This is a genomic window from Mycobacterium syngnathidarum (genome assembly GCF_001942625.1).
Taxonomy (GTDB): Bacteria; Actinomycetota; Actinomycetes; order Mycobacteriales; family Mycobacteriaceae; genus Mycobacterium; species Mycobacterium syngnathidarum.
Map to the genome: position 1 here is coordinate 45,602 of NZ_MLCL01000086.1, position 21,703 is coordinate 67,304.

22 protein-coding genes are annotated in these 21,703 nt (G+C 66.3%); 15 read left to right on the top strand and 7 right to left on the bottom strand.

All coding sequences use genetic code 11. The annotated features are described in order from the left end of the window. The first annotated feature begins 25 nt into the window (after positions 1-25). Together BKG60_RS24350 and BKG60_RS24355 are read left to right on the top strand one after the other, a co-directional pair. The gene (locus tag BKG60_RS24350) at positions 26-1,228 is read left to right on the top strand and encodes a cytochrome P450 (protein WP_070945145.1); all 1,203 of its coding nucleotides are present in this window, start codon (positions 26-28) and stop codon (positions 1,226-1,228) included. Next, positions 1,225-2,298, top strand: coding sequence for a phosphotransferase (locus tag BKG60_RS24355; RefSeq protein ID WP_070945144.1), 1,074 nt, complete (start codon positions 1,225-1,227; stop codon positions 2,296-2,298). Before BKG60_RS24350 ends, BKG60_RS24355 begins: the two co-directional genes overlap by 4 nt. On the opposite strand, the gene BKG60_RS24360 is transcribed toward BKG60_RS24355, so the two are convergent. Then, positions 2,291-3,670 carry a flavin monoamine oxidase family protein gene (locus BKG60_RS24360; RefSeq protein WP_070945143.1) on the bottom strand — a complete coding sequence of 460 codons (1,380 nt, stop codon included), beginning with the start codon at positions 3,668-3,670 and terminating at the stop codon, positions 2,291-2,293. The genes BKG60_RS24355 and BKG60_RS24360 overlap by 8 nt on opposite strands. A 116-nt stretch (positions 3,671-3,786) precedes the next feature. On the opposite strand from BKG60_RS24360, the gene BKG60_RS24365 reads away from it, so the two are divergent. The 4 genes from BKG60_RS24365 (at position 3,787) to BKG60_RS24380 (ending at position 7,483) form a co-directional block, all read left to right on the top strand. Then, positions 3,787-4,260 (top strand): flavin reductase family protein, encoded by a 474-nt coding sequence (locus tag BKG60_RS24365; RefSeq protein WP_070945142.1) that lies wholly within the window; start codon positions 3,787-3,789, stop codon positions 4,258-4,260. Between the two features lie 37 nt (positions 4,261-4,297). Beyond that, the gene (locus tag BKG60_RS24370) at positions 4,298-5,491 is read left to right on the top strand and encodes an acyl-CoA dehydrogenase family protein (protein ID WP_075910149.1); all 1,194 of its coding nucleotides are present in this window, start codon (positions 4,298-4,300) and stop codon (positions 5,489-5,491) included. Between the two features lie 22 nt (positions 5,492-5,513). Then, positions 5,514-6,668, top strand: a complete 1,155-nt coding sequence (locus BKG60_RS24375) for a PucR family transcriptional regulator (RefSeq protein ID WP_165688725.1) — start codon at positions 5,514-5,516, stop codon at positions 6,666-6,668. 77 nt (positions 6,669-6,745) lie between these two features. Continuing rightward, positions 6,746-7,483 carry an SDR family NAD(P)-dependent oxidoreductase gene (locus tag BKG60_RS24380; protein ID WP_070188314.1) on the top strand — a complete coding sequence of 246 codons (738 nt, stop codon included), beginning with the start codon at positions 6,746-6,748 and terminating at the stop codon, positions 7,481-7,483. A 1-nt stretch (position 7,484) separates the two neighbouring features. On the opposite strand, the gene BKG60_RS24385 is transcribed toward BKG60_RS24380, so the two are convergent. Genes BKG60_RS24385 through BKG60_RS24395 form a run of 3 tightly spaced genes read right to left on the bottom strand, consistent with a single transcriptional unit; the run spans position 7,485 to position 10,125 of the window. Then, entirely contained in the window at positions 7,485-7,787 is a 303-nt protein-coding gene (locus BKG60_RS24385) for a hypothetical protein (RefSeq protein ID WP_070188315.1), read from the bottom strand. After that, positions 7,784-9,286 (bottom strand): class I adenylate-forming enzyme family protein, encoded by a 1,503-nt coding sequence (locus BKG60_RS24390; protein WP_075910151.1) that lies wholly within the window; start codon positions 9,284-9,286, stop codon positions 7,784-7,786. The genes BKG60_RS24385 and BKG60_RS24390 overlap by 4 nt, the downstream gene beginning before the upstream one ends. Further along, complete coding sequence (locus tag BKG60_RS24395) at positions 9,283-10,125, bottom strand: SDR family oxidoreductase (protein ID WP_070945140.1); 843 nt, start codon at positions 10,123-10,125, stop codon at positions 9,283-9,285. The genes BKG60_RS24390 and BKG60_RS24395 overlap by 4 nt, the downstream gene beginning before the upstream one ends. Positions 10,126-10,380: 255 nt before the next feature. Here BKG60_RS24395 and BKG60_RS24400 point away from each other — a divergent pair, with 255 nt between their 5' ends. The 4 genes from BKG60_RS24400 to BKG60_RS24415 are packed head-to-tail and all read left to right on the top strand — an operon-like array spanning position 10,381 to position 14,408. Continuing rightward, positions 10,381-11,970 carry a methylmalonyl-CoA mutase family protein gene (locus tag BKG60_RS24400; RefSeq protein WP_070945139.1) on the top strand — a complete coding sequence of 530 codons (1,590 nt, stop codon included), beginning with the start codon at positions 10,381-10,383 and terminating at the stop codon, positions 11,968-11,970. A 2-nt stretch (positions 11,971-11,972) separates the two neighbouring features. Next, positions 11,973-12,374 (top strand): cobalamin B12-binding domain-containing protein, encoded by a 402-nt coding sequence (locus BKG60_RS24405; protein WP_029109924.1) that lies wholly within the window; start codon positions 11,973-11,975, stop codon positions 12,372-12,374. After that, positions 12,371-13,327 carry an LLM class F420-dependent oxidoreductase gene (locus BKG60_RS24410; protein ID WP_070945138.1) on the top strand — a complete coding sequence of 319 codons (957 nt, stop codon included), beginning with the start codon at positions 12,371-12,373 and terminating at the stop codon, positions 13,325-13,327. The genes BKG60_RS24405 and BKG60_RS24410 overlap by 4 nt, the downstream gene beginning before the upstream one ends. A 16-nt stretch (positions 13,328-13,343) precedes the next feature. Then, positions 13,344-14,408 (top strand): CaiB/BaiF CoA transferase family protein, encoded by a 1,065-nt coding sequence (locus tag BKG60_RS24415; RefSeq protein WP_070945137.1) that lies wholly within the window; start codon positions 13,344-13,346, stop codon positions 14,406-14,408. Between the two features lie 55 nt (positions 14,409-14,463). On the opposite strand, the gene BKG60_RS24420 is transcribed toward BKG60_RS24415, so the two are convergent. Further along, positions 14,464-14,775 (bottom strand): 2Fe-2S iron-sulfur cluster-binding protein, encoded by a 312-nt coding sequence (locus tag BKG60_RS24420; RefSeq protein ID WP_070945136.1) that lies wholly within the window; start codon positions 14,773-14,775, stop codon positions 14,464-14,466. 121 nt (positions 14,776-14,896) lie between these two features. Between BKG60_RS24420 and BKG60_RS24425 the strand changes: the two genes are divergently transcribed. Genes BKG60_RS24425 through BKG60_RS24440 form a run of 4 tightly spaced genes read left to right on the top strand, consistent with a single transcriptional unit; the run spans position 14,897 to position 18,927 of the window. After that, positions 14,897-16,267 carry a class I adenylate-forming enzyme family protein gene (locus tag BKG60_RS24425; protein WP_070945183.1) on the top strand — a complete coding sequence of 457 codons (1,371 nt, stop codon included), beginning with the start codon at positions 14,897-14,899 and terminating at the stop codon, positions 16,265-16,267. Then, positions 16,245-17,075, top strand: a complete 831-nt coding sequence (locus tag BKG60_RS24430; protein ID WP_070945135.1) for an acyl-CoA dehydrogenase family protein — start codon at positions 16,245-16,247, stop codon at positions 17,073-17,075. Before BKG60_RS24425 ends, BKG60_RS24430 begins: the two co-directional genes overlap by 23 nt. After that, complete coding sequence (locus tag BKG60_RS24435) at positions 17,062-18,162, top strand: acyl-CoA dehydrogenase family protein (protein WP_070945134.1); 1,101 nt, start codon at positions 17,062-17,064, stop codon at positions 18,160-18,162. The genes BKG60_RS24430 and BKG60_RS24435 overlap by 14 nt, the downstream gene beginning before the upstream one ends. Continuing rightward, positions 18,163-18,927, top strand: coding sequence for an enoyl-CoA hydratase/isomerase family protein (locus tag BKG60_RS24440; RefSeq protein WP_070945133.1), 765 nt, complete (start codon positions 18,163-18,165; stop codon positions 18,925-18,927). 17 nt (positions 18,928-18,944) lie between these two features. Here BKG60_RS24440 and BKG60_RS24445 read toward each other — a convergent pair whose 3' ends face one another. After that, a complete protein-coding gene (locus BKG60_RS24445; RefSeq protein WP_070945132.1) occupies positions 18,945-19,685 on the bottom strand; it encodes an SDR family NAD(P)-dependent oxidoreductase in 741 nt (246 codons plus the stop codon). Positions 19,686-19,697: 12 nt separating this feature from the next. After that, positions 19,698-20,462, bottom strand: a complete 765-nt coding sequence (locus tag BKG60_RS24450) for an SDR family NAD(P)-dependent oxidoreductase (RefSeq protein ID WP_070945131.1) — start codon at positions 20,460-20,462, stop codon at positions 19,698-19,700. Positions 20,463-20,541: 79 nt separating this feature from the next. Between BKG60_RS24450 and BKG60_RS24455 the strand changes: the two genes are divergently transcribed. Continuing rightward, entirely contained in the window at positions 20,542-21,702 is a 1,161-nt protein-coding gene (locus tag BKG60_RS24455; protein WP_070945130.1) for a thiolase family protein, read from the top strand. Position 21,703: the final 1 nt, after the last annotated feature.

The following is a 21,703-nucleotide window of genomic DNA, read 5'->3' on the forward strand; positions in this document are numbered from 1 at the left end:
GCAGCCCTCAGAGAGGCGGACCGCCGTGAGTGTGAGCACCACCAGTGACGTCTACTTCGACCCCTATGACGTCGAGATCAACGCCAACCCCTATCCGACGTTCGCCCGGCTCCGCGAGGAGTCGCCGCTCTACTACAACGAGCAGCACGATTTCTACGCGTTGAGCCGCTTCGCCGACGTCAACAAAGGCCTCGTCGATCACGAGACGTTCAGTTCGGCCCGCGGCGCGATCATCGAACTGATCAAGGCCAACATCGACATCCCGTCCGGCGCCCTGATCTTCGAGGATCCGCCGATCCATACCGTGCATCGCAAGCTGTTGTCACGGATGTTCACCCCACGCAAGATCAATGCGCTGGAACCCAAGATCCGCGAGTTCTGCGCGCAGTCCCTGGACCCGATGATGGACACCGGACAGATCGACTTCATCAAGGACTTCGGCGCGATCATGCCGATGCGGGTGATCAGTGCGCTGTTGGGCATCCCCGAGGACGACCAGGAGATGATCCGCGACCACGGAAACGATCAGTTGCGTACCGAGGCCGGCAAGCCGATGAAGGCCGCCGAGAAGGGTCTGGTGGACGGTTCGATCTTCGAGGCCTATATCGACTGGCGCAAGGACAATCCGTCCGACGACATCATGACCGACCTGCTCAACGTCGAGTTTACCGACGAGCACGGGGTCACCCGCAAACTCACCCGCGAAGAGCTGCTGATCTACATCAATGTGGTCGCGGGCGCGGGTAACGAGACCACGACCCGGCTGATCGGCTGGGCGGCAAAGGTGCTCGCAGAGCATCCGGACCAGCGGCGTCAGCTGGCCGAGAACCCGGCACTCATCCCGCAGGCCATCGAAGAGCTGCTGCGGTTCGAGCCTCCGGCCCCGCACGTGGCCCGGTATGTCACCCGTGACATCGAGTTCTACGGCCAGACGGTTCCCGAGGGCAGCATCATGATGATGCTGATCGGCGCGGCCGTTCGGGACAGCCGCCAATTCCCGCCCGACGGTGAGGTTTTCGACATCCACCGTGAGCAGCGTCAGCATCTGGCATTCAGTGTCGGCACCCACTACTGCCTGGGCTCGGCGCTCGCACGGCTGGAGGGCCGGATCGCCCTGGAGGAGATGCTCAAGCGTTTCCCGGAGTGGGATGTCGATCTCGACAACGCGGTGCTGTCGCCGACTTCGACTGTCCGCGGCTGGGATTCGATGCCGGCGGTGTTCCGATGACCGCTGCGCTCACCGTCCCGAAGGACTGGGCCGAGATCACGCCCGAATGGATGACGGCGGCGCTGGCCGATCAATACCCGGAGGCGGTGGTGGACGGCGTGACCGTCGACATGCGCGACGACGGCACCAATCGTCGGGCGCGCCTGTCGGTCACGTACTCCTCGGGATCAGGGCCTGCCACGGTCTTCGCCAAGGCCGTCGACCCTGGCCACAAGGGGATGATCAAGTACACCAGCGGCTTGTTGCATGAACCCAGGCTGTTCAACGCGAAAGTTGACCTGCCGCTGGAACATCCGACGGTGTATGCCGCGCCCGTCGACGAGAGTGACGAAGACTTCGTGTTGGTCATGGAGGACCTCACGGCCCGAGCTGCCGATCCGCGAGACGCCACCCGCCCGCTCACGGTGGAGCAGGCCGCGCGCGGGGTGCGTGGCCTGGCCCGGTTGCACGGCGCGTTCTGGGACGAGCGCGTGCATCGTCCTGGCCTGGAGTGGTTGGAGCCGTTCGTGCCGTGGGACGGAATGCAGTGGGCGCCCCTGCCCGCCGCACTCGAGCGATTGGGCGACGACGCACCGGAGTCAGTGCACGCGCTGACCATCGATCAACTGGTGGAAGGGATTTGGAAGCCCTTCATCCGCACCCTGACCTTGCCGGGCACGTCCCAGACTCTGCTACACGGGGACCCGCACATCGGGAACACCTATGTGGTGCCCGGCGGCGATGTCGGATTCCTCGATTGGCAGGTGGCCCGCCGAGGCAACTTCTCACTGGATCTCGGCTACTTCCTGCAGGGCGCGCTGACCACCGAGGACCGCCGGGTGGCCGAGCGTGAGTTGCTCGAGGAGTACCGCGACGAACTGGGGCTGCCCGCTGACGAGATGCCGTCGCCCGACGAGATCTGGCTGCGTTACCGGGCTTCGGTCGCCCATGGCCTGATGACCTGGCTGGCCACTGCCAGCGCGGGGGAGCTGTGGCAGCGCCCGGACATCGCGCTGGCACTGGCACAACGGTATTCGGCGGCGTACGAGGACCTGCAGACAGCGCAGGCCCTGGCCGACCTCGTCAGTTAGCCGGCTGCAGCGCGTCCGCCACTTCGCGCGCGGCACGTTCGCCGGCCTCCACCGCACCCGAGATCCAGCCGCTCCACCGCAACGCGGTTTCCGTTCCGGCCCAGTGGATGGGCCCGACGGGGCTGCGTAGCGCCTCCCCGAAAGCAGTCAGCAGACCAGGTGGGGTGGCGCCGAGAACACCGGAGATGTGCGGTTCGAGCGCCCAGTTGTGGATGAGCACCGTGGTGGGCTCGGCGGCCGCGGCGCCGAAATACTCGGTGAGTGCCCCGACGATCTCGTCGCGCAGGCGTTCTGGGTCGTCGAGGAGCTCCGGTTCATTGCCGCCGAAGAGCCGGGGACTGTGGATTGCCAAGAAACCGAGCAGAATTCCCACCGAATCGTCCTCGGGTGAGCCGTCGAAAACGATTGGTGCACCAGGCAGATCCGAAAGAGCCGCGCCGCTCAGTCCAACGGCGCGCCAGAACGGTGTGTGGTAGAACACGTGAAATTTCAGGATCGCGTGCTGCTGCCAACTGGTCTGCAGCGCTTGGCGTGCGGTGGGTAGCTGGGGACCAAACTCGATATGTCGGGCGTCGGCCGGGCTCATCGCGATGATGAGGCGACGTGCCGTCAGCACCTCGCCGCCGGGCCCCGTCACCGACACCCCGTCGTCGGTCCGGTCGACGACCCGCAGCGGCCAGTCGCACCGGACGCGATCACCCAGGTCGGTGGCCAGCCGCTGAGCCACTGAACCGGCACCGCCGACGATGGTCAGGTCGACGTCGGCGCCCATGCCCTCGATGCCCCCCGCGCCGGCCAGAAACCACAGGGCGAACAGCATCGACAGCTGAGCCGGTGGCGCCACACACGCCAACGAAAACAACGCCGTCAACACATACGTCGCTTCCTCGTCGGTGACATTCGCATCGAGCCAGCCGCCCAGCGTCATCGCATCGAGGCGGGCAGCACCCGGTGAGTCCCACGGTTTCTCCAGGGATATGCCGTCGGACATGGCCTGCAGTTGTCCCATCGCGGTCAGCAATGCAGCACCGCCGGATTCCGACAACGGGGGCAGCTCGCCGCGATAGGTCTGGCGTTCCCCCTTGCGGTACCACACGTCGAGGTCGTCCGGATTGCGCATGGAGCCATTGGGTTTGGTTCCGATCTCCAGCTCCTCGAGCAATGCAACCAAGTGCCGCATGCCGGTGCCGAAAAATTGACCGCCCCGGTCGATGGTGATTCCGTGGGCCTCGGTCAGCATCGTGCGGCCACCGACCTGCGGGCGTGCTTCCACCACCGCCACGGTCAGGCCGCCGGACACCAGCCTGCGGGCTGCCACCAAGCCGGACACCCCTGCGCCCGCCACGATCACGTCGAGATCTGCGCTTGTCATGGACTCGAAGCTAGGCAGCGTTTACGAGCACGTCTGCGCAGTTTCCGGAGAATTCTGCAGTGAACATTGCGGTTTCCGTAAAGCACTCCCAGTGCGTTCCGGGCAACCGTATTCACATGTCTGACACCCGCCGATACCGAGACGTGCTCGGCCATTTTGCCACCGGAGTCACCGTGATCACGACGTTGCGCGACGCTGAACCGGTTGGTATGGCCGTCAATTCGTTCACCTCAGTCTCGCTCGACCCTCCGTTGATCGCGTTCTGCGCCGCACTCGGCTCCAGCACCTGGGATCACATCGCACGGGCTGGACACTTCTGCGTCAACGTGCTGTGTCGCGAGCAGGCTGAGCTGTCGCACCGGTTCGCCGCCCGCGACACCGACCGCTTCGCCGGGGTCGCCTGGACACCGGCACCCAGCGGCGCGCCCAGGCTCACGGGTGCCGCCGCGTGGTTTGACTGCCAGCTGGAATCACGCATCGTCGCAGGCGATCACGTGATCGCTCTCGGCCGGGTGATCGATCTCGATGCCGAACCCGAATCCGTGCCGCTGGTCTTCTTCCGCGGCGATTACCAGCTGCCCCGCGTCTGAGTCCCTACATCCGATCACCGAGGAGTTCACCATGTCCATGACGACACCTGTTTCCGATCCGACCACCGAAGATCTGGTTGCCCGCGCTGCCGCCCTGGTGCCCACGCTGCAGGGCCGCCAAGCCGAGGTCGACGCAAGCTGTCGCATCCCCGACGAGACCATGTCCGACCTCACCGGGGCCGGAATGTTCCGACTTGCGGTACCACGCGACTTCGGCGGCTACGCACTGACCATGTCCGAATACGTCGATGTGATGGCCGAACTTGCCAAGGGCTGCCCGGCCACTGCGTGGGTGACCGCGATCTCCAACTCGTCGGCCTTCCAGGTCGGAATCTTTCCGCCGGAGGGGCAGCGTGAGGTGTTCGCCGCCGGTGCCGATGTGCGGCTGGCCAGCGTGCCGCAGGCCAAGATCTGCACGGCCCGGTTCAAGGACGGTGGCGTGCAGATCGACCAGGCTCGGTGGTTCTTCAATTCCGGTGTGACACTCGCTGATTGGGCTGTCAACGGGGTCGTCGTGGTGGACGAGCAGGACAATCCGCTCGACCTGGTGCTGTGTTTGATCCCAGTGGCGCAACTGACGGTCAACAGTGACTGGAGCACGATGGGCATGCGGGGGACCCAGAGCGTCAGCACGGAGGCGCGTGACCTGTTCGTCCCGGCTCATCGCACGGTGTCGTCGATGGCTGTGCTGACGGGCCAACACGTGTCCCCGCTCGCCGATCAGCCGTTGTATCGCAGTGCGTCGGTTCCCGCGCTGGCATTGTTCGTGACACCGTGCGGCATCGGTATGGCCGAGGCGGCACTGGACCGGTTCAAAGCCAAGGCCGAAGGCAGGCCTGTCATCTACACCACGACCGACAATCAGGCCGACGATGCCCATGTGCATGCGAGGCTAGGGGAGGCGCGCATGAAGATCGATGCGGCCCGTGCGCTCACGAAGACCGCCGCGGCCGCGGTGGATCGCTGGGCAGACCTGCAAGGTGAGATGCCCGTCGAGGAGCGCATCCGGGCGCGCACGCAGTGTTCCTATGCACTGCAGTTGAGCTTTGAGGCCGTGGACGCGCTGTACGGCCTGAGCGGCGGCTCGGCGATCGCACAGCCCGAGCCTATGCAGCGGTACTGGCGTGACCTCAAGACCGCGACGTTGCACGGCCTGCTGACCACGACCACGACGCTGCCACTGCAAGGCCGCATCGAGCTCGGCCGCGAGCCCAACGCCGCATTCGTCTGACCGGAGTGGTCGAATGGATGGCGTGGCAGTGCGCCAGATCGATGCCTCGTTGAACGATCTCGCCGACGGACTTGAAATCGTCCTCGACGAGGTCGTCGACGAGATCATGCAGCGCGTGGTGGAGGAACTGCCGCTCGTCGATGAGCGGCTGCGGCTCCAACTCGACCGTGCGATGCGGCGCAGCGCCTACGGCAACACCAGGGGATCGCTGCAGGCGTTGCGGGATCGCCGGCACGAACCGATAGAGACGCCGTCGGAGGCGCTCGACGAGGCACGCGCGGCGGCCCGGGCGGGGCTGGCGCTTGCCGACCTGCTGACGATGTACCGCCTCGGTCATCAGGTGTGCCTGGACCGTTGCCTGCAGATCGCATCTGTCACCTGCGCAGATTCAAAGCTGCGCGCCGAGGTGTTGCGCATCGCGTCGCGGTTCATGTTCACCTATGTCGACAGCGTCGTGAGCGACGTCGAGGAGGCCTTCGAACGCGAACACGAACAGTTCCTTCGCAGCTCCGCCCAACGTAAGGTGCAGATGGTGCGTGACGTACTCGACGGTGCATATTTCGGTGCCGCCGAATTCGGTTACGACCTCCTCGGTCGGCATGTCGGTCTGGTTGCCGAGGGGCCGGACGCAGCGATCGTATTGCACAGGGTGGCGCAGGACCTGGCGGTACGGTCGTTCGTCGTGGCGGCTACCGGCGAGGTGGCCTGGGCCTGGCTGGCCGCCGACCGATTCGAGCCGTCGGACGAGCCGGGCCTGCACATGGGAATCGGAGATCCGCTCAGTGGCGCGGACGGATTCCGCACCACCCATCGCCAGGCGGCACTGGCCTGTACGGTTGCGTCCCGGCTCGACGAGAACGCTTGCCACTACGACGATGTCACGATCGAGGCGGCCGCACTCAACGATGAGGCAGGCGCACGGTATTTCGTGGAGCGGGAACTCGGTGCGCTCACCGGTGCCGGGGAGCGCAACCGGCGGATGCGCGAGACACTGGACTGTTACCTGCGTACCGGGCAGACCGCGGCAGCGGCTTGCGCCGAACTCTGCGTCACGGACCGAACGGTGGCTTACCGGTTGCGAACGTGCGAGGAGATCCTGGGCCGTCCTGTGCACTTGAGGGCCGCGGAGTTACAGGTGGCCCTGCGGTGGGGCCGCGTGCTCGGTCAGTTCGGATAGCCTCCTCAGCCCCGGCAAGAGTCCGCCTGGCGGGAAACCTGAATCCGAACCTCCGTCGAACCACTACGGTGTCCGGCATGACAGGTGTGGTGGTGACAGGTGCAGCCTCGGGGATCGGCCGGGCCAGCGCGGAGGCGCTGATCGCAGATGGTCGGCGGGTTGCGTTGTGGGACATGGCTCCCGAGGTTCGTGAAGTGGCCGACGCTCTGGGTATGCCTTCAGCGGTGATCGACGTGTGTGACACGGGTGCGCTGTCAGGCGCCGTCGAGGAAGCAGCTCAAGCGCTCGACGGCATCGACGGTCTGGTGCACGCCGCGGGCCGGGTGATCCCCGAACCGGTCGGTGCCTACACCGAGGAGTCCTGGGACGCGGTGCTCGATGTGAATCTGCGGGCACAGGCGCTGTTGACCCAGTTGCTGCTGCCGTACCTGGAGAAGGCCGCGGCCGACGGCGAATCGCCTGCGGTGGTCGGCATCTCGAGCATCGAGGGCTTGGCGGCCAACCCGTTCATTCCGGCCTACTGCGCCTCGAAGGCCGGGCTGCTCGGTATGACCCGGTCGATGGCTGCTCAGTTGGGCCCGTTGGGAATTCGCGTCAACGCAGTGTGCCCGGGCTTCATCCACACCCCGATGCTGCAGATTGCGTTGGACGTCGAGGAGATCCGCGCGAGCTTCGAGCAAGCCGCGCCGATGGGCCGGCTCGGTCAGCCCCAGGAGGTCGCCGCGGCCGTGGCGTTCCTGATGTCGGCAAAGGCGTCGTTCATCACCGGCACGCAGCTGGTGGTGGACGGGGGAGTGACCAGCCGTCACGCGTGAACTAGTCGCTGGCGGGCAGCGGCTTGGCCTCCTTGAGGCTGAGTGCGGTGGCTCCGACCGACAGCGTGCCTGCCCCGGCCTTGGTGACGAGCACCTCGGCGCCAGAGTCGTCGACGTAGCGCTTGCCCATCAGGTTTCCGTCGGAGAACGCGGCGTCGATCGTGGCGCCCGAGTCCTTGTCCTGGTCGAGCGGGATCATCGCCACGCCACCGGCGCGCAGGTCGTCGAGGCTGTCGGCGCTACGCACCACGATGACCTGGGTGTCGCACACCTGGCTCTGCAGGCGGGTGCCGTTCTTGATCATGCTGACTCCTTAGAGATCGGTGCGAGTTCGTCGACGAGTTGGCGGCGCAGAACCTTGCCGGTCGGGTTGGTGGGCAGTTCGTCGCGGAACACCACCCGGTCGGGGGTGCGGGATCCGCGCAGCTGCTGACGCACATGATCGCGTAGCGCTTCGGGGTCGGGGGAGGCGCCCACGGCCGGCACCACCACGGCCACGATGATCTGTCCCCACTGCGGGTCCTCGGGGCCGACGACGGCGACGTCGCGAACTTCGGGATGCTCGACGAGTACGTCCTCGATCTCGGCCGGGGCGATGTTCTCGCCGCCGCGGATGATGGTGTCGTCGGAGCGTCCGCCGATGAACAGGTAGCCGCCCTCGTCGAGCATGGCGACATCTTTGGTGGGGAACCAGCCTTCGGCGTCGAGCACGGAGCCGATGTCGGTGTAGCGACCCGACACCTGCTCACCGCGCACGAACAGCTCACCGGTCTCTCCGGCGCCCAGTACCGTGCCGTCCTCGGCGCGGATCTGGACTTCGATACCGGGCACCACCTGGCCCACCGAGCCGAGTCGGCGGGCGGCGGCAGCATCCTCAGCGGCCAGCGCCTCGCGGTGGTCGTCTGGCCCCAGAACTGCAATGGTGGAACTGGTTTCGGTCAATCCGTAGGCGTTGACGAAGCCGACGCCGGGCAGCAGTTGCAGGGCCTTGCGGACCAGCGGCAGCGCAACTTTGGAGCCGCCGTAGGCGAGGTTGCGCAGGGTCGGCAACTCGAGGCCGGCTCTTTCCAGTGCGGTGACGATACGGTCCAGCATGGTCGGTACCACCGTCGCCGAGGTGACGCCTTCGGTGCGGACCAGCTCAACCCATTTGTCGGCGTCGAAGTGGCGCAGATAGACCATCTTCCGCCCGGCGTACAGGTTGGACATGGCCGCGCTGACCCCGGCGATGTGGTAGGGCGGGACACAGATGAGGGCCGCGTCTTCGGGTGCCGCCGAGGCGAATTCGACCGTCCCGGTGATGTAGCTGGTCAGGTTGTTGTGGGTGAGTTCGACGGCTTTGGGACGTGAGGTGGTGCCCGAGGTGAACAGCACGACCGCGACGGCGTCGGGGTCGGCGAATTCGGCCGCCGGCTCGGCGCTTCGTGCCGCGGCCAGGAACTCCTCGGACGAGATCACCTGCTTGCCCGCGCCGGCGACGACGTCGGCGTACTCGGCGTCGGCGACCACCAGTGGCTGCGGTAGCCGCTCGATCAGCTCAAGCAAGCCGTCCTGGCTGAGCCGGTAGTTCAGCGGGGTGAACGGCACCGCGGCCCGGGCCGAGGCGAACAGCAGCAGCGGCAGCAGTGCGCCCCCGGTGCCGACGTAAGCGACGTGAGAGGCCCCGGAGGCCGCGATGACGCCGGCGCCGCCGTCGGCCAGGGCGCTGAGCTCTTCGGTGGTCAGGCGCAGGTCGTCGGACACCACCGCGGTGCGGTCCGGTCCGCCCGAGACCGCCATCTCCAGCAGTAGTGAGATGCTCACAGGCCCTGCCCCGGTGCGTCGATGAAGATGTCGATGATCGGATTGTCCCCGCCGCCATAACAGGACAGGTCGGTGACCCCGGCCTCGCCGAGTACGGCGGAGTCGATGAAGGTCTGACCGGTGACCTCGGCTGCCGGGCGGGACAGGATCTCGACCGCCGCGTCGCCCATGATCTCGGGGCTGCGAGACTGCGCAGCCATCTTGTCGCCTTCGGCCAGGTTGGCCACGGCCGAGGTCGCGATGTAGGTCTCGGGCCACAAGCAGCTGAAGCCGATACCCGGATACTCGGCTGCCCATCCCAGCGACAGCAGCGTCATGCCGTACTTCGACAAGGTGTACGACGGGTGTGCGCCCAGCCAGTAGGGGTTCATGTTCATCGGCGGGGCCAGCGTCAACACGTGTGGGTTGGTCGACTTGCGCAGATGCGGCAGGGCGGCCTTGGTGAGCAGGAACGTGCCGCGGACATTGATGTCCATCATGAGGTCGAACTTCTTGGCCGACAGTGCCTCGGTGGGTTCGGTGGCGATGGCGCTGGCGTTGTTGATCACGATGTCGATGCCGCCGAAGTGCTCGACCGCGGTCTCGACGGCGCGGGCCACGTCCTCTTCCTTGCGCACATCGCCGACGACGGCCACGCCTTTGCCTCCGGCCGCCTCGACCTCGGCGACCGCGGTGTGCACGGTTCCGGGAAGCTTGGGGTGCGGTTCTGCGGTTTTGGCCAGCAGCACCACGTTCGCCCCCCGGCGGGCGGCGCCGAGTGCGATCGCCAGCCCGATGCCCCGGCTGCCGCCGGATACGACCAGCGTGCGATCGGTGAATGACTCTTGCTGGCTGGACATGGTCCTCCTCGTCGAGCGCAGCGTCCGCTGTGCGCCGTGTGTCAACCGTACCCAAATGGTATTGGCATTCTCATTTTTAGCAAGTCTCGTAATCGTCGGGTGCGGCGGCCGAGGAATCGGCGTCGACCAGACGGGTTCGCGCGGGGCGCTGCCGGCGTCGGGCGCCCGGGTCGACGCAGTTCAAACCAGTCCAGGCGGCTCATTTCCACCGTGCGGTATTGGCATTCTCATTTTTAGCAAGTACGTTATCCACTGATGAGCGAGCAAGCTGTCCCTTCGGTAGAGACTCCATCGGGCATCCCGCTGGCGCCCGTCTACGGGCCGAGCGATCGCGCGGTCGAGCCGCCTCCCCCCGGGACCTATCCGTTTACCCGCGGCAACTTCGCCTCCGGCTACCGCGGCAAGACCTGGACCTTCCGGCAGTACTCGGGCTTCGGCACCGCCGAGGAATCCAACCGCAGGTACCGCTATCTGCTCGATCAGGGCGGTACGGGGCTGTCGGTGGCGCTGGACCTGCCGACGCAGTGTGGCTACGACTCCGACGACGAAGAGTACGGCGAGGAAGTCGGCCGCGTCGGCGTTGCAGTCGACACGCTGGCCGACGCCGAGATCCTGTTCGACGGGATCCCGCTGGACAAGATCAGCACCAGCTTCACCATCAACGGCACTGCCGCCATCCTGCTGGCCTTCTATGTCGCTGCCGCCGAGAAGAAGGGCGTGCCACGCGAGAAGCTGACCGGCACTATTCAGAACGACATCCTCAAGGAGTACGCGTCCCGCGGCACCTGGATCTGGCCGCCCGAGCCGTCGCTGCGCCTGATCGCCGACACCATCGAGTTCTGCGCCGCCGAGGTGCCGCGGTTCAACGCGATCTCGGTGGCCGGGGCGCACTTCCGCGACGCGGGTGCCAACGCGGTGCAGGAGATGTCGTTCACCCTGGCCGACGGCGTCACCTACTGCGACACCGTCGTCGAACGCGGGCGGATGACGATCGACAAGTTCGCCCCGCAGATCTCGTTCTTCTTCTACACCCACGGTGACTTCTTCGAGGAGATCGCCAAATACCGTGCCGGCCGCCGTCGTTGGGCAACGATCGTGCGCGAGCGCTACGGCGCGACCACCGACAAGGCCTCGATGTTCCGGTTCGGTTGTGTGGCCGGCGGAGCCTCTTTGTACGCGCCGCAGGCGCAGAACAACCTGGTGCGGGTGGCCTACGAGTCGTTGGCGGCAGTACTGGGCGGCGTGCAGTCGATGTTCACCGCAGCTTGGGACGAGCCGTTCGCCCTGCCCAGTGAGGAATCCGCGACGCTGGCCCTGCGGACCCAGCAGATCCTCGCCTATGAAACCGGTGTCACCAAAGTCGCCGACCCGCTGGGCGGTTCGTATTTCGTCGAGGCGCTCACCGACGCCACCGAAGCCAAGATCATCGAGATCATGGACGACCTGGAGAAGCACGGCGGTATGGTCCGGTGCATCGAGGATGGCTACCTGCAAGGCCTGATCGCCGACGAGGCGTTCAAGATCCATCAGGAGACAGAGTCCGGGGTGCGTCCGGTGGTCGGAGTCAACAAGTTCGTCACCGACGAGCCTGCACCCGACATCGACACCTATGAGCTCGATGCCGAGGGCCGCGATCTGCAGCTCAAGCGCCTGTCGAAGGTCAAGGCCGAGCGTGATGACGTTGCGGTCAAACAAGCCTTGGCCGCGTTGGCCAGGGGTGCCGATGGCGACGACAACCTGATGCACCGGTTGATCGACTGCGCCAATGCGTATTGCACAGTGGGAGAGATGGTGTCGACCTTGAAGTCCGTGTGGGGCGAGTTCCAACAGCCGGTGGTGTTCTAGCCATGGCAACTCGAGTACTTGTCGCAAAGCCCGGTCTCGACGGACACGACCGTGGCGCCAAGATCGTGGCCCGCACACTGCGTGACGCGGGATTCGAGGTCATCTACACCGGTATCAGGCAGCGCATCGAGGACATCGTGTCGATCGCATTGCAGGAAGATGTTGCTCTCGTAGGTCTTTCGATTCTCTCCGGCGCACACGTCGCGTTGACCACCCGCACCGTCGAGGCGTTGCGGGCAGCCGATGCCGGCGATATCGCCGTCGTCGTCGGTGGCACCATCCCGCAATCCGACGTCCAGAAATTGCTGGATGCCGGTGCCGCAGCGGTGTTCCCGACGGGGACGTCGCTGGAGACCTTGGTGACCGACGTTCGCGCCCTGACAGAAAAGGTTTCGGAGTCATGAGGCTGGGCGTGATGATCGGGGCCGAGCGCGGCGACATGGCCCGCAAGGTCTCCAAACTGGTATCAGACATCCAATGGGCCGAATCCGCCGGACTGGACAGTGCGTGGATGCCGCAGGTGCCCAACGATTTCGACTGTCTGACGATGGTGGCCCTGATGGCCGCAAACACCACGCGCATCGAGTTGGGTACCGCGGTGGTGCCGTTGCAGGCGCAGCATCCCATTGCACTGGCCCGCCAAGCGCTCTCGGTGCACGCGATGTCGGGGGGCCGGCTGGCGCTGGGCGTCGGTCCGTCGCATCACTGGATCGTGGGTGACATGCTCGGCCTGCCCTACGAGAAGCCCGCCGCCTATACCCGGGATTACCTGCAGGTGCTCAACACCGCGATCTCCGGTCCGGGTCCGGTTGACGTGGAGAACGATTCGTTCACGGTGCACAATCCGACCGTGCTCGCCGCCGACACCCCGATGCCGGTGCTGGTGTCCGCCTTGGGCCCGGTGATGTTGCAGATCGCCGGTGAGCACGCCGACGGAACCTCTCTGTGGATGGCTGACGAGAAGGCGATCGGTGAGCACATCGCGCCCAAGATCAACAAAGCCGCCGCGGAGGCGGGTAAACCCGCACCGCGCATCGTGGCGGGCATCCCGGTCACCCTGTGCGCAAACTCCGAGATCGAGGCCGCCAAGGAGCGGGCCAACCGCATCCTGGCCGAGGCCGAAACCTCACCGAACTATCAGCGGCTGCTGGACCGGGGTGAGGCCCGCAATGTCGGGGATCTGTGCGCGGCCGGTGACGAGGAATCAATCCTGAAGCGGTTCAAGCAGTTCGCCGACGCCGGGGTGACCGATCTGTCGGTACGGCTGCTGCCGATCGGCGACAACCGAGACGAGTTGATCGCGTCGAAGTACCGGACGCGTGAGGTGATCGCCGAACTTGCCAGGGCCGTTCGATGATCAGGTTCGCGGCGAAATGAGCGCGCCGCTCGCTGGTATCCGCATCATCGAGGTCGGCGTCATGCTGGCCGGCCCGTACGCCACCATGATGTTGGCGGATCTGGGGGCCGAGGTGATCAAGGTCGAACCGCCGGGCGGGGAGATCTCCCGTCAGGTCAGCGACAGCTATTTCGCCAGCCTCAACCGGGGCAAGCGCAGCATCTGCATCGATCTGGGATCTGACGAGGGCAAGGCGAAACTCGGTGAGCTGGTGGCTGATTCGCATGCACTGCTGGTCAACATGAAGCCTTCGGTGATCCGCCGGCTGGGCCTGACGTATGACAATCTGCGCCGCTTCAACGACAAGATCGTCTGCGTCGCGATGACGGGGTTCGGGTTGAACGGGGGAGATGACCCGGCGTTCGACTACGTCATCCAGGCCGCCACCGGGGTGGCCGCGATGACCGGTGATCCTGACGGCCCGCCCACGCTGCCGGGCTATTCTTCTGCGGACAACTCGACCGGTTTGACCGCCGCGCTCGGCCTGCTGGCGATGATCGTCTCGGGCAAGGGTGGTCAGGTGGACGTCTCGCTGCGTGACGTCATGCTGTCGCAGCTCAACTATCGTGCGTCGGCGTATCTCAACGACGGTGCCGAACCGCGCCGCCATCCGTTCGGCGCGCACTCGTATTACGTGCCCGCGCAGCTGTTTCCCACGGCTGACGGCTATCTGGCGTTGTTCATCACCCACGACGGGTTCTGGAAGTCGTTCGCCGGGGAGGCCGGGATCGAGGGATTCGGGACCATGGCCGAGCGGGCCGCCGGCCGCGACGAGGTTCTGGATGTGGTGACCGCGGCTCTGGCCACCGACACCGCTGCGGGCTGGGAGTCACGGCTCAAGCCGCTGGGGATCCCGGCGGCCGCGGTGCGGACCTTGCCCCAGGCGCTGGACGCGACGCCCGAGATGCTCGTGACGGCAGGGGATTTTCGGCTGGTGGGATCCCCGGTGCACGTCGCCGGCCACACGCCCGAGTACCGGCCCGCGCCTGTGTTCGACGAGTACACGGTTTCTGATTCACCGGTTTCTACCGCGGGGTCGTGACCGCTCCAAACCTGCGGCCCTGCAGTAGAAACCGGCGGTCACCTTGACCGAAAGCTCAGTCTTCGTCGTAGGAGACCGTCACCGAATCGCAGTCCGGAACTGCCTGGCAGGTCAACACGTAGCCGTCGGCCACCTCGTCGTCGTCGAGCGCATCGTTCACCCGCATGGTGGCGGTCCCCTCGAGAAGCTTGGCCATGCAGGTGCCGCAGTTGCCCGCCTCGCACGAGAACGGCGGCGTCATACCGGCCCGGCGCGCGCTCTCCAGCAGGGTCTCACCTTGCCTGCGGGGCACGGACAACTGCTCGCGGTCGAACACGATCGTGACCTTGCCGTCCGCTGCGCTGCCGGCCGTCGGTTCTGCGGTCATGTGACTCCCCTGTGCATGCACGTACGTTCTGATATGAAGAGAATACCATTCTCGCTAACTGATAGTATCTTCTCGGCGTGGTTGGCGCCTACCCGGTGTGCTCAAGAGAGGGGTTGAGAACTTGACTGACCCCGTCGTGCTCGCTTTCGACGACCGTGAGTACACCCTGGCCGAGCTCGACGCGCTGACCAGCGGGATGGCCACTGCGCTGGAACAGCGCGGAGTTCGCCCGGGCGGGCGCGTCGCGATCATGTCGTCCAACCGTCCCGAGTTCGTCGTTGCCCTGCGGGCGATCTGGGGCCTCGGTGCGGTGGCCGTGCTGATCAGCCCGGCCTGGAAGGCCACCGAGGTGGCGCATGTTCTCGCGCTGACCGCACCCGGCCACGCGGTGGGCGATCACGAAGCGCTGGCCGCGCAGATGCCCATGCTGCATCTGGATGAGCCGATCACCCCGGGCCGCAGGCAGTTCGACCCGCCCAACCCCGACGGTGATGCGCTGTTCGTCTTCAGCTCGGGAACCACGGGCCTGCCCAAGGCGGTGCGACACACCCATCGCGGGTTCGCGGCGGCCATCGACCATTGGCGTGATGCGCTCGGGTTCACCGGTGCCGACCGCATGCAGATCATGACGCCGCCGTCGCACATCCTGGGTTTGCTCAACATCGCGATGGTGCTCGACACCGGCGCCTGGATGCGCCTGCATCGGCGCTTCGACGTCGACTCCATGCTGCGCCACATCGAATCCGACCGCATCACGATCGAAATGGCTGTCGCGCCAATCGCTCTGGCCCTGGCTGCGCACCCCCGGCTGGACCGCTACGATCTGTCGTCGCTGCGCTACGTGATGTGGTGCGCCACCCCGGTGACCCGCAGCGTCGCCGACGCCGTATCGGAACGATCCGGAATCCGGTGGCTGACCGCCTACGGCACCACCGAACTCCCGGTGATCGCCTGTAATCCGCTGGATGCCGCCCGCATCGACACGGTGGGCACCCCGGTGCGCGGGGTCGACGTCCGCATCGATGAGGACGGCGAGATCCAGGTGCGGTCCGATTCGGTGATGGCCGGCTACCTGCCGACGGATGCCACCACGGGCGCATTCTGCGACGGCTGGTATCGCACGGGCGACATCGGCCACCTCGATGACGACGGATACCTGCACATCACCGACCGATCCAAGGAGATGGTCAAGGTCCGCGGGTTTCAGGTGGCGCCGGCCGAAGTCGAGGCGGTGCTGCACAGCCACCCCGCGGTCTCCGACTGTGCGGTGTTCGGGGTGACGGATGCCGCCGACGGCGAGGCCATCGTGGCCGCTGTGTCGAAACATGCTGAGGTGTCAGCCGAGGAGCTCATCGATCTTGTCGGTGCGCGGCTGGCCTCGTACAAGCGGCCCAGCCGCGTGGAGTTCGTAACCGAGATACCCCGGTTACCTTCCGGAAAGGTATTGCGACGAGTGCTGAAGGAGCGGCATGGACGTTCGTCTGACGTCTGAACAGCGGCAGCTGCGCGAGGCCGCAGCGAAACTGGCCGACGACCTCGGACCCGATGCGGTCGGAGAATTGTCGGATGAGGGCCGGATCGCCCGGTTGGAGAGCACGGTCGCCGCAACCGAGTGGCGCACCTTGCGTTCTGACGGCGCCTCCGGCGTGGAAGTGGCGATCATCGCCGAGGAGTTCGCACGCGGCCTGGTCGACGTGCCCTTCCTCGGGCCGGTGCTCGCCGACGATCTGGCCCGGCGGCTTGATCGGGAGGTGGCGGTCGCCGCCGAGGAAGCCGCCACTGCCGGTGTGGACCTGACCCGCAGCACGGTCGGTGTGGTCGAGGCACCGGCGGAGCTCGCCGAGCTGCCGGGCGAGGACGCTCTGCGATGGCAGGCACTGGCACTGGCGGCTACCGGCGCCGACCTGGTCGGTGCGGCCCGGGGTGCGCACGCGCTGGCCGTCGACTACGCGAAAGTGCGTGAGCAGTACGGCTCGACGATCGGCTCTTACCAGGCGGTCGCACACCTGCTGGCCGAGGGGCTCGCGCTGATCGAAGGGTCGATCAGCGTGCTGCGCCACGCGGCGTGGGCGGTAGACGAACTGCCGGCAGCCGAAGCCGTCCGGGCCGCCAAGATCGCCAAGGTCTACTGTGCCCGCGCCGCGCGCACCGTCTGCGAGACCGCGATCCAGGTACACGGCGGTATCGGAAACACCTGGGAGTGCCTGGCGCATGTGTATCTGCGCCGGGTTCTGGTGGCCACCGAGTTGTGGCCCGTCAAGCTAGAAGACTTGGAGGTCACTGATCTTGGACTTTCGTGATTCACCCGAGGAAGCTGCCTTCCGGGACCGGCTGCGGACCTGGCTGGCGGACAATGCCGCGTCGTTCAAAGCGTCCGGCGACGACTACTGGACCCGGATGGGGGACTGGCATCAGGCCCTCTATGCCGCAGGGTTTTTCGGCACCTCGTGGCCCGAGGAGTTCGGCGGCCAGGACCTGCCGCCGGTCTACGACGTCATCGTCGATGAGGAGCTGGCGCGGGCCGGCGCACCGCCACGGCCAAGCCTCGGCTACCTGGTGGTCGGACTCGGCCATCACGGCAGCAAGGAACTGCAGCAGCGGTTCCTGCCGGGGATGATCAACGGCACCGAGCGTTGGTGCCAAGGTTTTTCGGAGCCCGGCGCCGGTTCGGATCTGGCCTCGTTGACCACCACGGCGACACGTGACGGCGACAACTACATCATCAACGGGCACAAGATCTGGACCAGCTACTCCGATGTGGCGGACTGGTGCTTGGTGCTGGCCCGTACGGACAGAGACGGAGCCGGCCGCCTCCCCAAACATAAAGGGATTTCGGCGTTCATCGTGTCGATGCACCAGGACGGCATCGAGCAGCGGCCGCTGCAGATGATCAACGGTGTCACCACGGAGTTCGGACAGGTGGCGTTCGACGGTGCGGTGGTGCCGGCCTCCAACATGGTGGGCGAACCGGGTGACGGTTGGCGCCTGGCCATGACGGTGGTCAGCCACGAGCGTGAACCGTCGACCCTCGGTTACTCGGCGCGCTACGGAAAGCTGGTGCGCGAGATGGCTTCTCGGGTCAACGGGAAGGTTCCCGAAGATCTGGCGTGGGCCGGGGTGCAGGCCGAGATGCTGCGTCTGCACGTTCGGCGCCGGCTGTCCGAACAGCTCGACGGTCTCAAACACGGCCCGGACGGCTCCCTGGACAAGCTGCTCATGACCTGGGTCGAGCAGTCCGTCGGGCACGCCGCGCTTGCGGTCACCGGGACCGAGGACCCAGAACTTCTCAGTGCCTACCTCTACAGCCGCGCACAGAGCGTCATGGGTGGCACGTCGCAGATCCAGAAGAACATCATCGCCTCACGAATCCTCGGACTGGGAGTCTGAATGTACGGAATGCCAGACGAAATCGATGTGCAGGCCGACGGCGCCCTGCGCATCATCACGCTGAACCGCCCCGATGCGCTCAATGCGGTCAACGACAACTTGCACGTCGGTCTCGCACGGTTGTGGGAAGAGCTCAACGAGGACGCCGACGCGCGTGCGGCCGTGATCACCGGTGCGGGACGGGCATTTTCAGCGGGCGGTGACTTCAATTACCTCGATGAGTTGCGGCGCGACGAGGCCTTGCGGCAGAAGACGATCAAGCACGGGCGCGATCTCGTCATCGGCATGGTGCGTTGCCGCATTCCTGTGGTTGCCGCGGTGAACGGTCCGGCGGTCGGGCTCGGGTGCAGCCTCGCCGCGTTGTCCGACGTGGTGTACATGGCCGAGACCGCACACTTCGCCGATCCGCACGTACAGATCGGGTTGGTGGCCGCTGACGGTGGTCCGCTGGTGTGGGGCTCACAGATCAGCTTGTTGCAGGCCAAGGAGTTTGCGCTCACCGGTGTGCGGATCAAGGCTCAGCGCGCGTTGGAGCTGGGCCTGGCCAACCACGTGGTCGAGGACCCGCTCGCCGAGGCGATCGCGTGCGCGAAGAAGCTGATCGATCTGCCGAAGCAAGCCGTCGAGGCCACCAAGCGCTTGATGAACATCCAGCTGGAACAGCAGGTGATGGCGTCACTGGACTACGCCAACCTCGCCGAATATGTCTCGTTCGGCACGGCTGATTTCAACCGGATCGTGGATGGCTTGATCGCCAAGAACTGATCCGTCGGCACCGCGAGCTAGAAGGTGAGGGCCTCGGAACGCTGGACGGTCCCGGTGACGCCGCGGGCATCTTGCCCGGCCAGTCGGACGGCGGCGCGTCCCATCGCCTCGGGCGGTTCGACCATCTCCGGTGGGATCTGCAAGCCGCTGCCGCCGGCCTGCCAGCCTTCGGTCAGCACTACCCGCGACGGGCTCAGACAGTTGACCGCGATGTTGTCCTCGCGCAGGTCGGCGGCCAGGCCGAGGTAGAGGCGTTCGGCGGCGGCCTTGGAAACCCAGTAGGCGTTGGAGCCGTGCTCGATCATGTCGACGCCGGTGGTGGTGATCGCGATCAGCGAACCCCCGCCGCGCTTGCGCACCTCTGGGACGACAGCCTTGGTGACCAGGAACACCCCGGTGAGGTTGACGTCCAGGCACAATTGCCAGCGCTTGAGCGGCGTCGTCTCGATGGGACCCAGCCACAGGACGCCGGCATTGGCGACCAGGATATCGATGCCACCGAGTTCTGAAACCGTCTTGGCGACAGCCTTGTTCACCGATTCCTCGTCGGTGACATCGCAGGCGACGGGGAAGGCGTGGCCACCGGACTCGTTGATGGCCGCGGCCACCGACCCGATGGTGCCCGGCAGCTTGCCCTGCTCCTCAGAGCGGGCCGCGACCGCCACCGCAGCGCCTTCGGCGGCCAGGGCGGCAGCGATCGTCGCGCCGATGCCGCGGCTGGCCCCGGCGACGAAGGCGACCTTGCCGGTCAGGCTCATCGCGACAGACTATTACTTGGGCGGGAAGCGCAACGCCCCATCGAGGCGGATGACTTCGCCGTTGAGGTAGTCGTTTTCGACGATGCTCTGCGCCAGCTGTGCATATTCGCTCGAGCGGCCCATGCGCTTGGGGAACGGCACCTGCGGGCCCCAGTACTGCTCGAGCTGATCGGCGGCCTTGCCGTAGGCGGGGGTGTTGACCGTGCCGGGCGCGATGGTGCAGACGCGGATGCCCAGCGGCGACAGATCGCGCGCGGCAACAAGCGTCATCCCCAGCACCCCACCCTTGGCGGCCGAGTAGGGCAGCTGGCCGATCTGGCCTTCATAACCGGCAATCGAGGCGGTGTTGACGATGACGCCGCGGCCGCCTTCCTCCAGCGGTTCGGTCTTGGCGATCGCCGCCGCGGACAGCCGCATCACGTTGAACACCGCGGTCAGGTAGAACTCGATGGTCTTCTTGAACCCGTCGAGGCCGAGTGGGGAACCGTCCTTGCCGACCAGGCGACCGCCGGCAGCGGGGCCGCCGTGGGTGTCCACCGATATGCGCAGCGGGGCAAGCGCTTCGGCCTCGGCGATGGCGGCCAGCACCGACTCCTCGGAAGTGGCGTCGGTGCGCACGTAGCGCACGCCCAGCTGCTTCTCCAGCTCTGCGCCCTTCTCATCGGCCAGGTCCGCAACGACCACCTTGGCGCCCGCGGCCTGTAGGCGGCGGACGGTCGCTTCACCCAGTCCGCCCGCACCGCCGACGACGATCGCGGAACTACCGGCGATTTGCATACGGTTCCCCTTCTTGCAACTGGCACTCTCTGACTGCGAGAATAACATTCTCTTACCGGGTAAACCAGGGAGTAGATCAATGCCTGAAGCCGTCATCGTGTCCGCACTGCGCACCCCCATCGGCACCGCCAAGAAGGGCACTTTGCGTGACACGGATGCCTATGCGCTGGCTGACCATGTGGTGCGCGCGGCGGTCGAGGACCTCGCCGGGCGCGGCACCATTCCGGTCGACGACGTGATCCTCGGCGAGGGCCTCTACGGCGGCGGTGTCGTCGCGCGCCACGCCGCGATCACCGCCGGCCTCACCACGGTTCCTGGTGCCGCGGTCAATCGGCACTGCGCAGCCGGTCAGGCCGCCGTGCAGAACGCGGCCGCCGGCATTCGGGCCGGGATGGACCGGTTGGTTCTGGCCGGCGGGGTCAACTCGGCGTCCACCTCACCGCGGTTCCTCCGCGCGGTGAGCAGCGCCAAGGATGCCGAGTGGGTGAACTGGTTCCCGCCCACCCATCCGGATCGGCCGGACGCGCCGAACATGGACATGTCGATCACGGTCGGCTGGAACGCCGCGGTCAAGGCCGGGGTCAGCCGGGAGGAGATGGACCAGTGGGCGCTGGGCTCGCACCTCAAGGCCATCGCGGCGATCGACGAGGGTCGGTTCAAGGAGGAGATCGTCCCGATCGAGACTCCCCACGGGCTGTTCGACACCGACGAGCATCCGCGCCGTGACACCACCCTGGAGAAGCTGGCCGCGCTCAAACCGCTACATCCCGAGATCGAGGGATTCTCCATCACCGCAGGCAACGCGTGTGGTGCCAACGATGCGGCCGCACTGCTGACCATCGCCAGCGACGAGCTGGGTCTGCCGGCCCTGGCCACCATCAAGTCCTGGGCCTCGGTGGGTGTGGACCCGGCCTCGACCGGTCTTGCCCCGGTCGAGGCAATCACCAAAGCCCTTGGCCGGGCGGGCCTTTCGTTGTCTGATGTGGATCTTTTCGAGATCAACGAGGCATTCGCGTCGATGTGCGTCGCCACCATCAAGCTGCTCGACCTCAACCCGGAGATCGTGAACGTCAGCGGCAGCGGGTGTTCACTGGGGCATCCGGTGGCGGCCACCGGGGCCCGCATGCTGGCCACCATGGTCCACGAGCTGCGCCGGCGTGGCGGCGGTATCGGCGTGGCTGCGATGTGTGCGGGCGGCGGGATGGGCTCGGCGACCGTCATCGAGGTGGCATCGCCGTAGT

What these genes read in the sequence shown, in the direction of transcription:
- BKG60_RS24355 (WP_070945144.1), top strand. Translation starts at nt 1,225, where the DNA reads ATGACCGCTGCGCTCACCGTCCCGAAGGACTGGGCCGAGATCACGCCC.
- BKG60_RS24360 (WP_070945143.1), bottom strand. Translation starts at nt 3,670, where the DNA reads ATGACAAGCGCAGATCTCGACGTGATCGTGGCGGGCGCAGGGGTGTCC.
- BKG60_RS24365 (WP_070945142.1), top strand. Translation starts at nt 3,787, where the DNA reads ATGTCTGACACCCGCCGATACCGAGACGTGCTCGGCCATTTTGCCACC.
- BKG60_RS24370 (WP_075910149.1), top strand. Translation starts at nt 4,298, where the DNA reads ATGACGACACCTGTTTCCGATCCGACCACCGAAGATCTGGTTGCCCGC.
- BKG60_RS24380 (WP_070188314.1), top strand. Translation starts at nt 6,746, where the DNA reads ATGACAGGTGTGGTGGTGACAGGTGCAGCCTCGGGGATCGGCCGGGCC.
- BKG60_RS24385 (WP_070188315.1), bottom strand. Translation starts at nt 7,787, where the DNA reads ATGATCAAGAACGGCACCCGCCTGCAGAGCCAGGTGTGCGACACCCAG.
- BKG60_RS24395 (WP_070945140.1), bottom strand. Translation starts at nt 10,125, where the DNA reads ATGTCCAGCCAGCAAGAGTCATTCACCGATCGCACGCTGGTCGTATCC.
- BKG60_RS24400 (WP_070945139.1), top strand. Translation starts at nt 10,381, where the DNA reads ATGAGCGAGCAAGCTGTCCCTTCGGTAGAGACTCCATCGGGCATCCCG.
- BKG60_RS24405 (WP_029109924.1), top strand. Translation starts at nt 11,973, where the DNA reads ATGGCAACTCGAGTACTTGTCGCAAAGCCCGGTCTCGACGGACACGAC.
- BKG60_RS24410 (WP_070945138.1), top strand. Translation starts at nt 12,371, where the DNA reads ATGAGGCTGGGCGTGATGATCGGGGCCGAGCGCGGCGACATGGCCCGC.
- BKG60_RS24415 (WP_070945137.1), top strand. Translation starts at nt 13,344, where the DNA reads ATGAGCGCGCCGCTCGCTGGTATCCGCATCATCGAGGTCGGCGTCATG.
- BKG60_RS24420 (WP_070945136.1), bottom strand. Translation starts at nt 14,775, where the DNA reads ATGACCGCAGAACCGACGGCCGGCAGCGCAGCGGACGGCAAGGTCACG.
- BKG60_RS24430 (WP_070945135.1), top strand. Translation starts at nt 16,245, where the DNA reads ATGGACGTTCGTCTGACGTCTGAACAGCGGCAGCTGCGCGAGGCCGCA.
- BKG60_RS24440 (WP_070945133.1), top strand. Translation starts at nt 18,163, where the DNA reads ATGTACGGAATGCCAGACGAAATCGATGTGCAGGCCGACGGCGCCCTG.
- BKG60_RS24445 (WP_070945132.1), bottom strand. Translation starts at nt 19,685, where the DNA reads ATGAGCCTGACCGGCAAGGTCGCCTTCGTCGCCGGGGCCAGCCGCGGC.
- BKG60_RS24450 (WP_070945131.1), bottom strand. Translation starts at nt 20,462, where the DNA reads ATGCAAATCGCCGGTAGTTCCGCGATCGTCGTCGGCGGTGCGGGCGGA.
- BKG60_RS24455 (WP_070945130.1), top strand. Translation starts at nt 20,542, where the DNA reads ATGCCTGAAGCCGTCATCGTGTCCGCACTGCGCACCCCCATCGGCACC.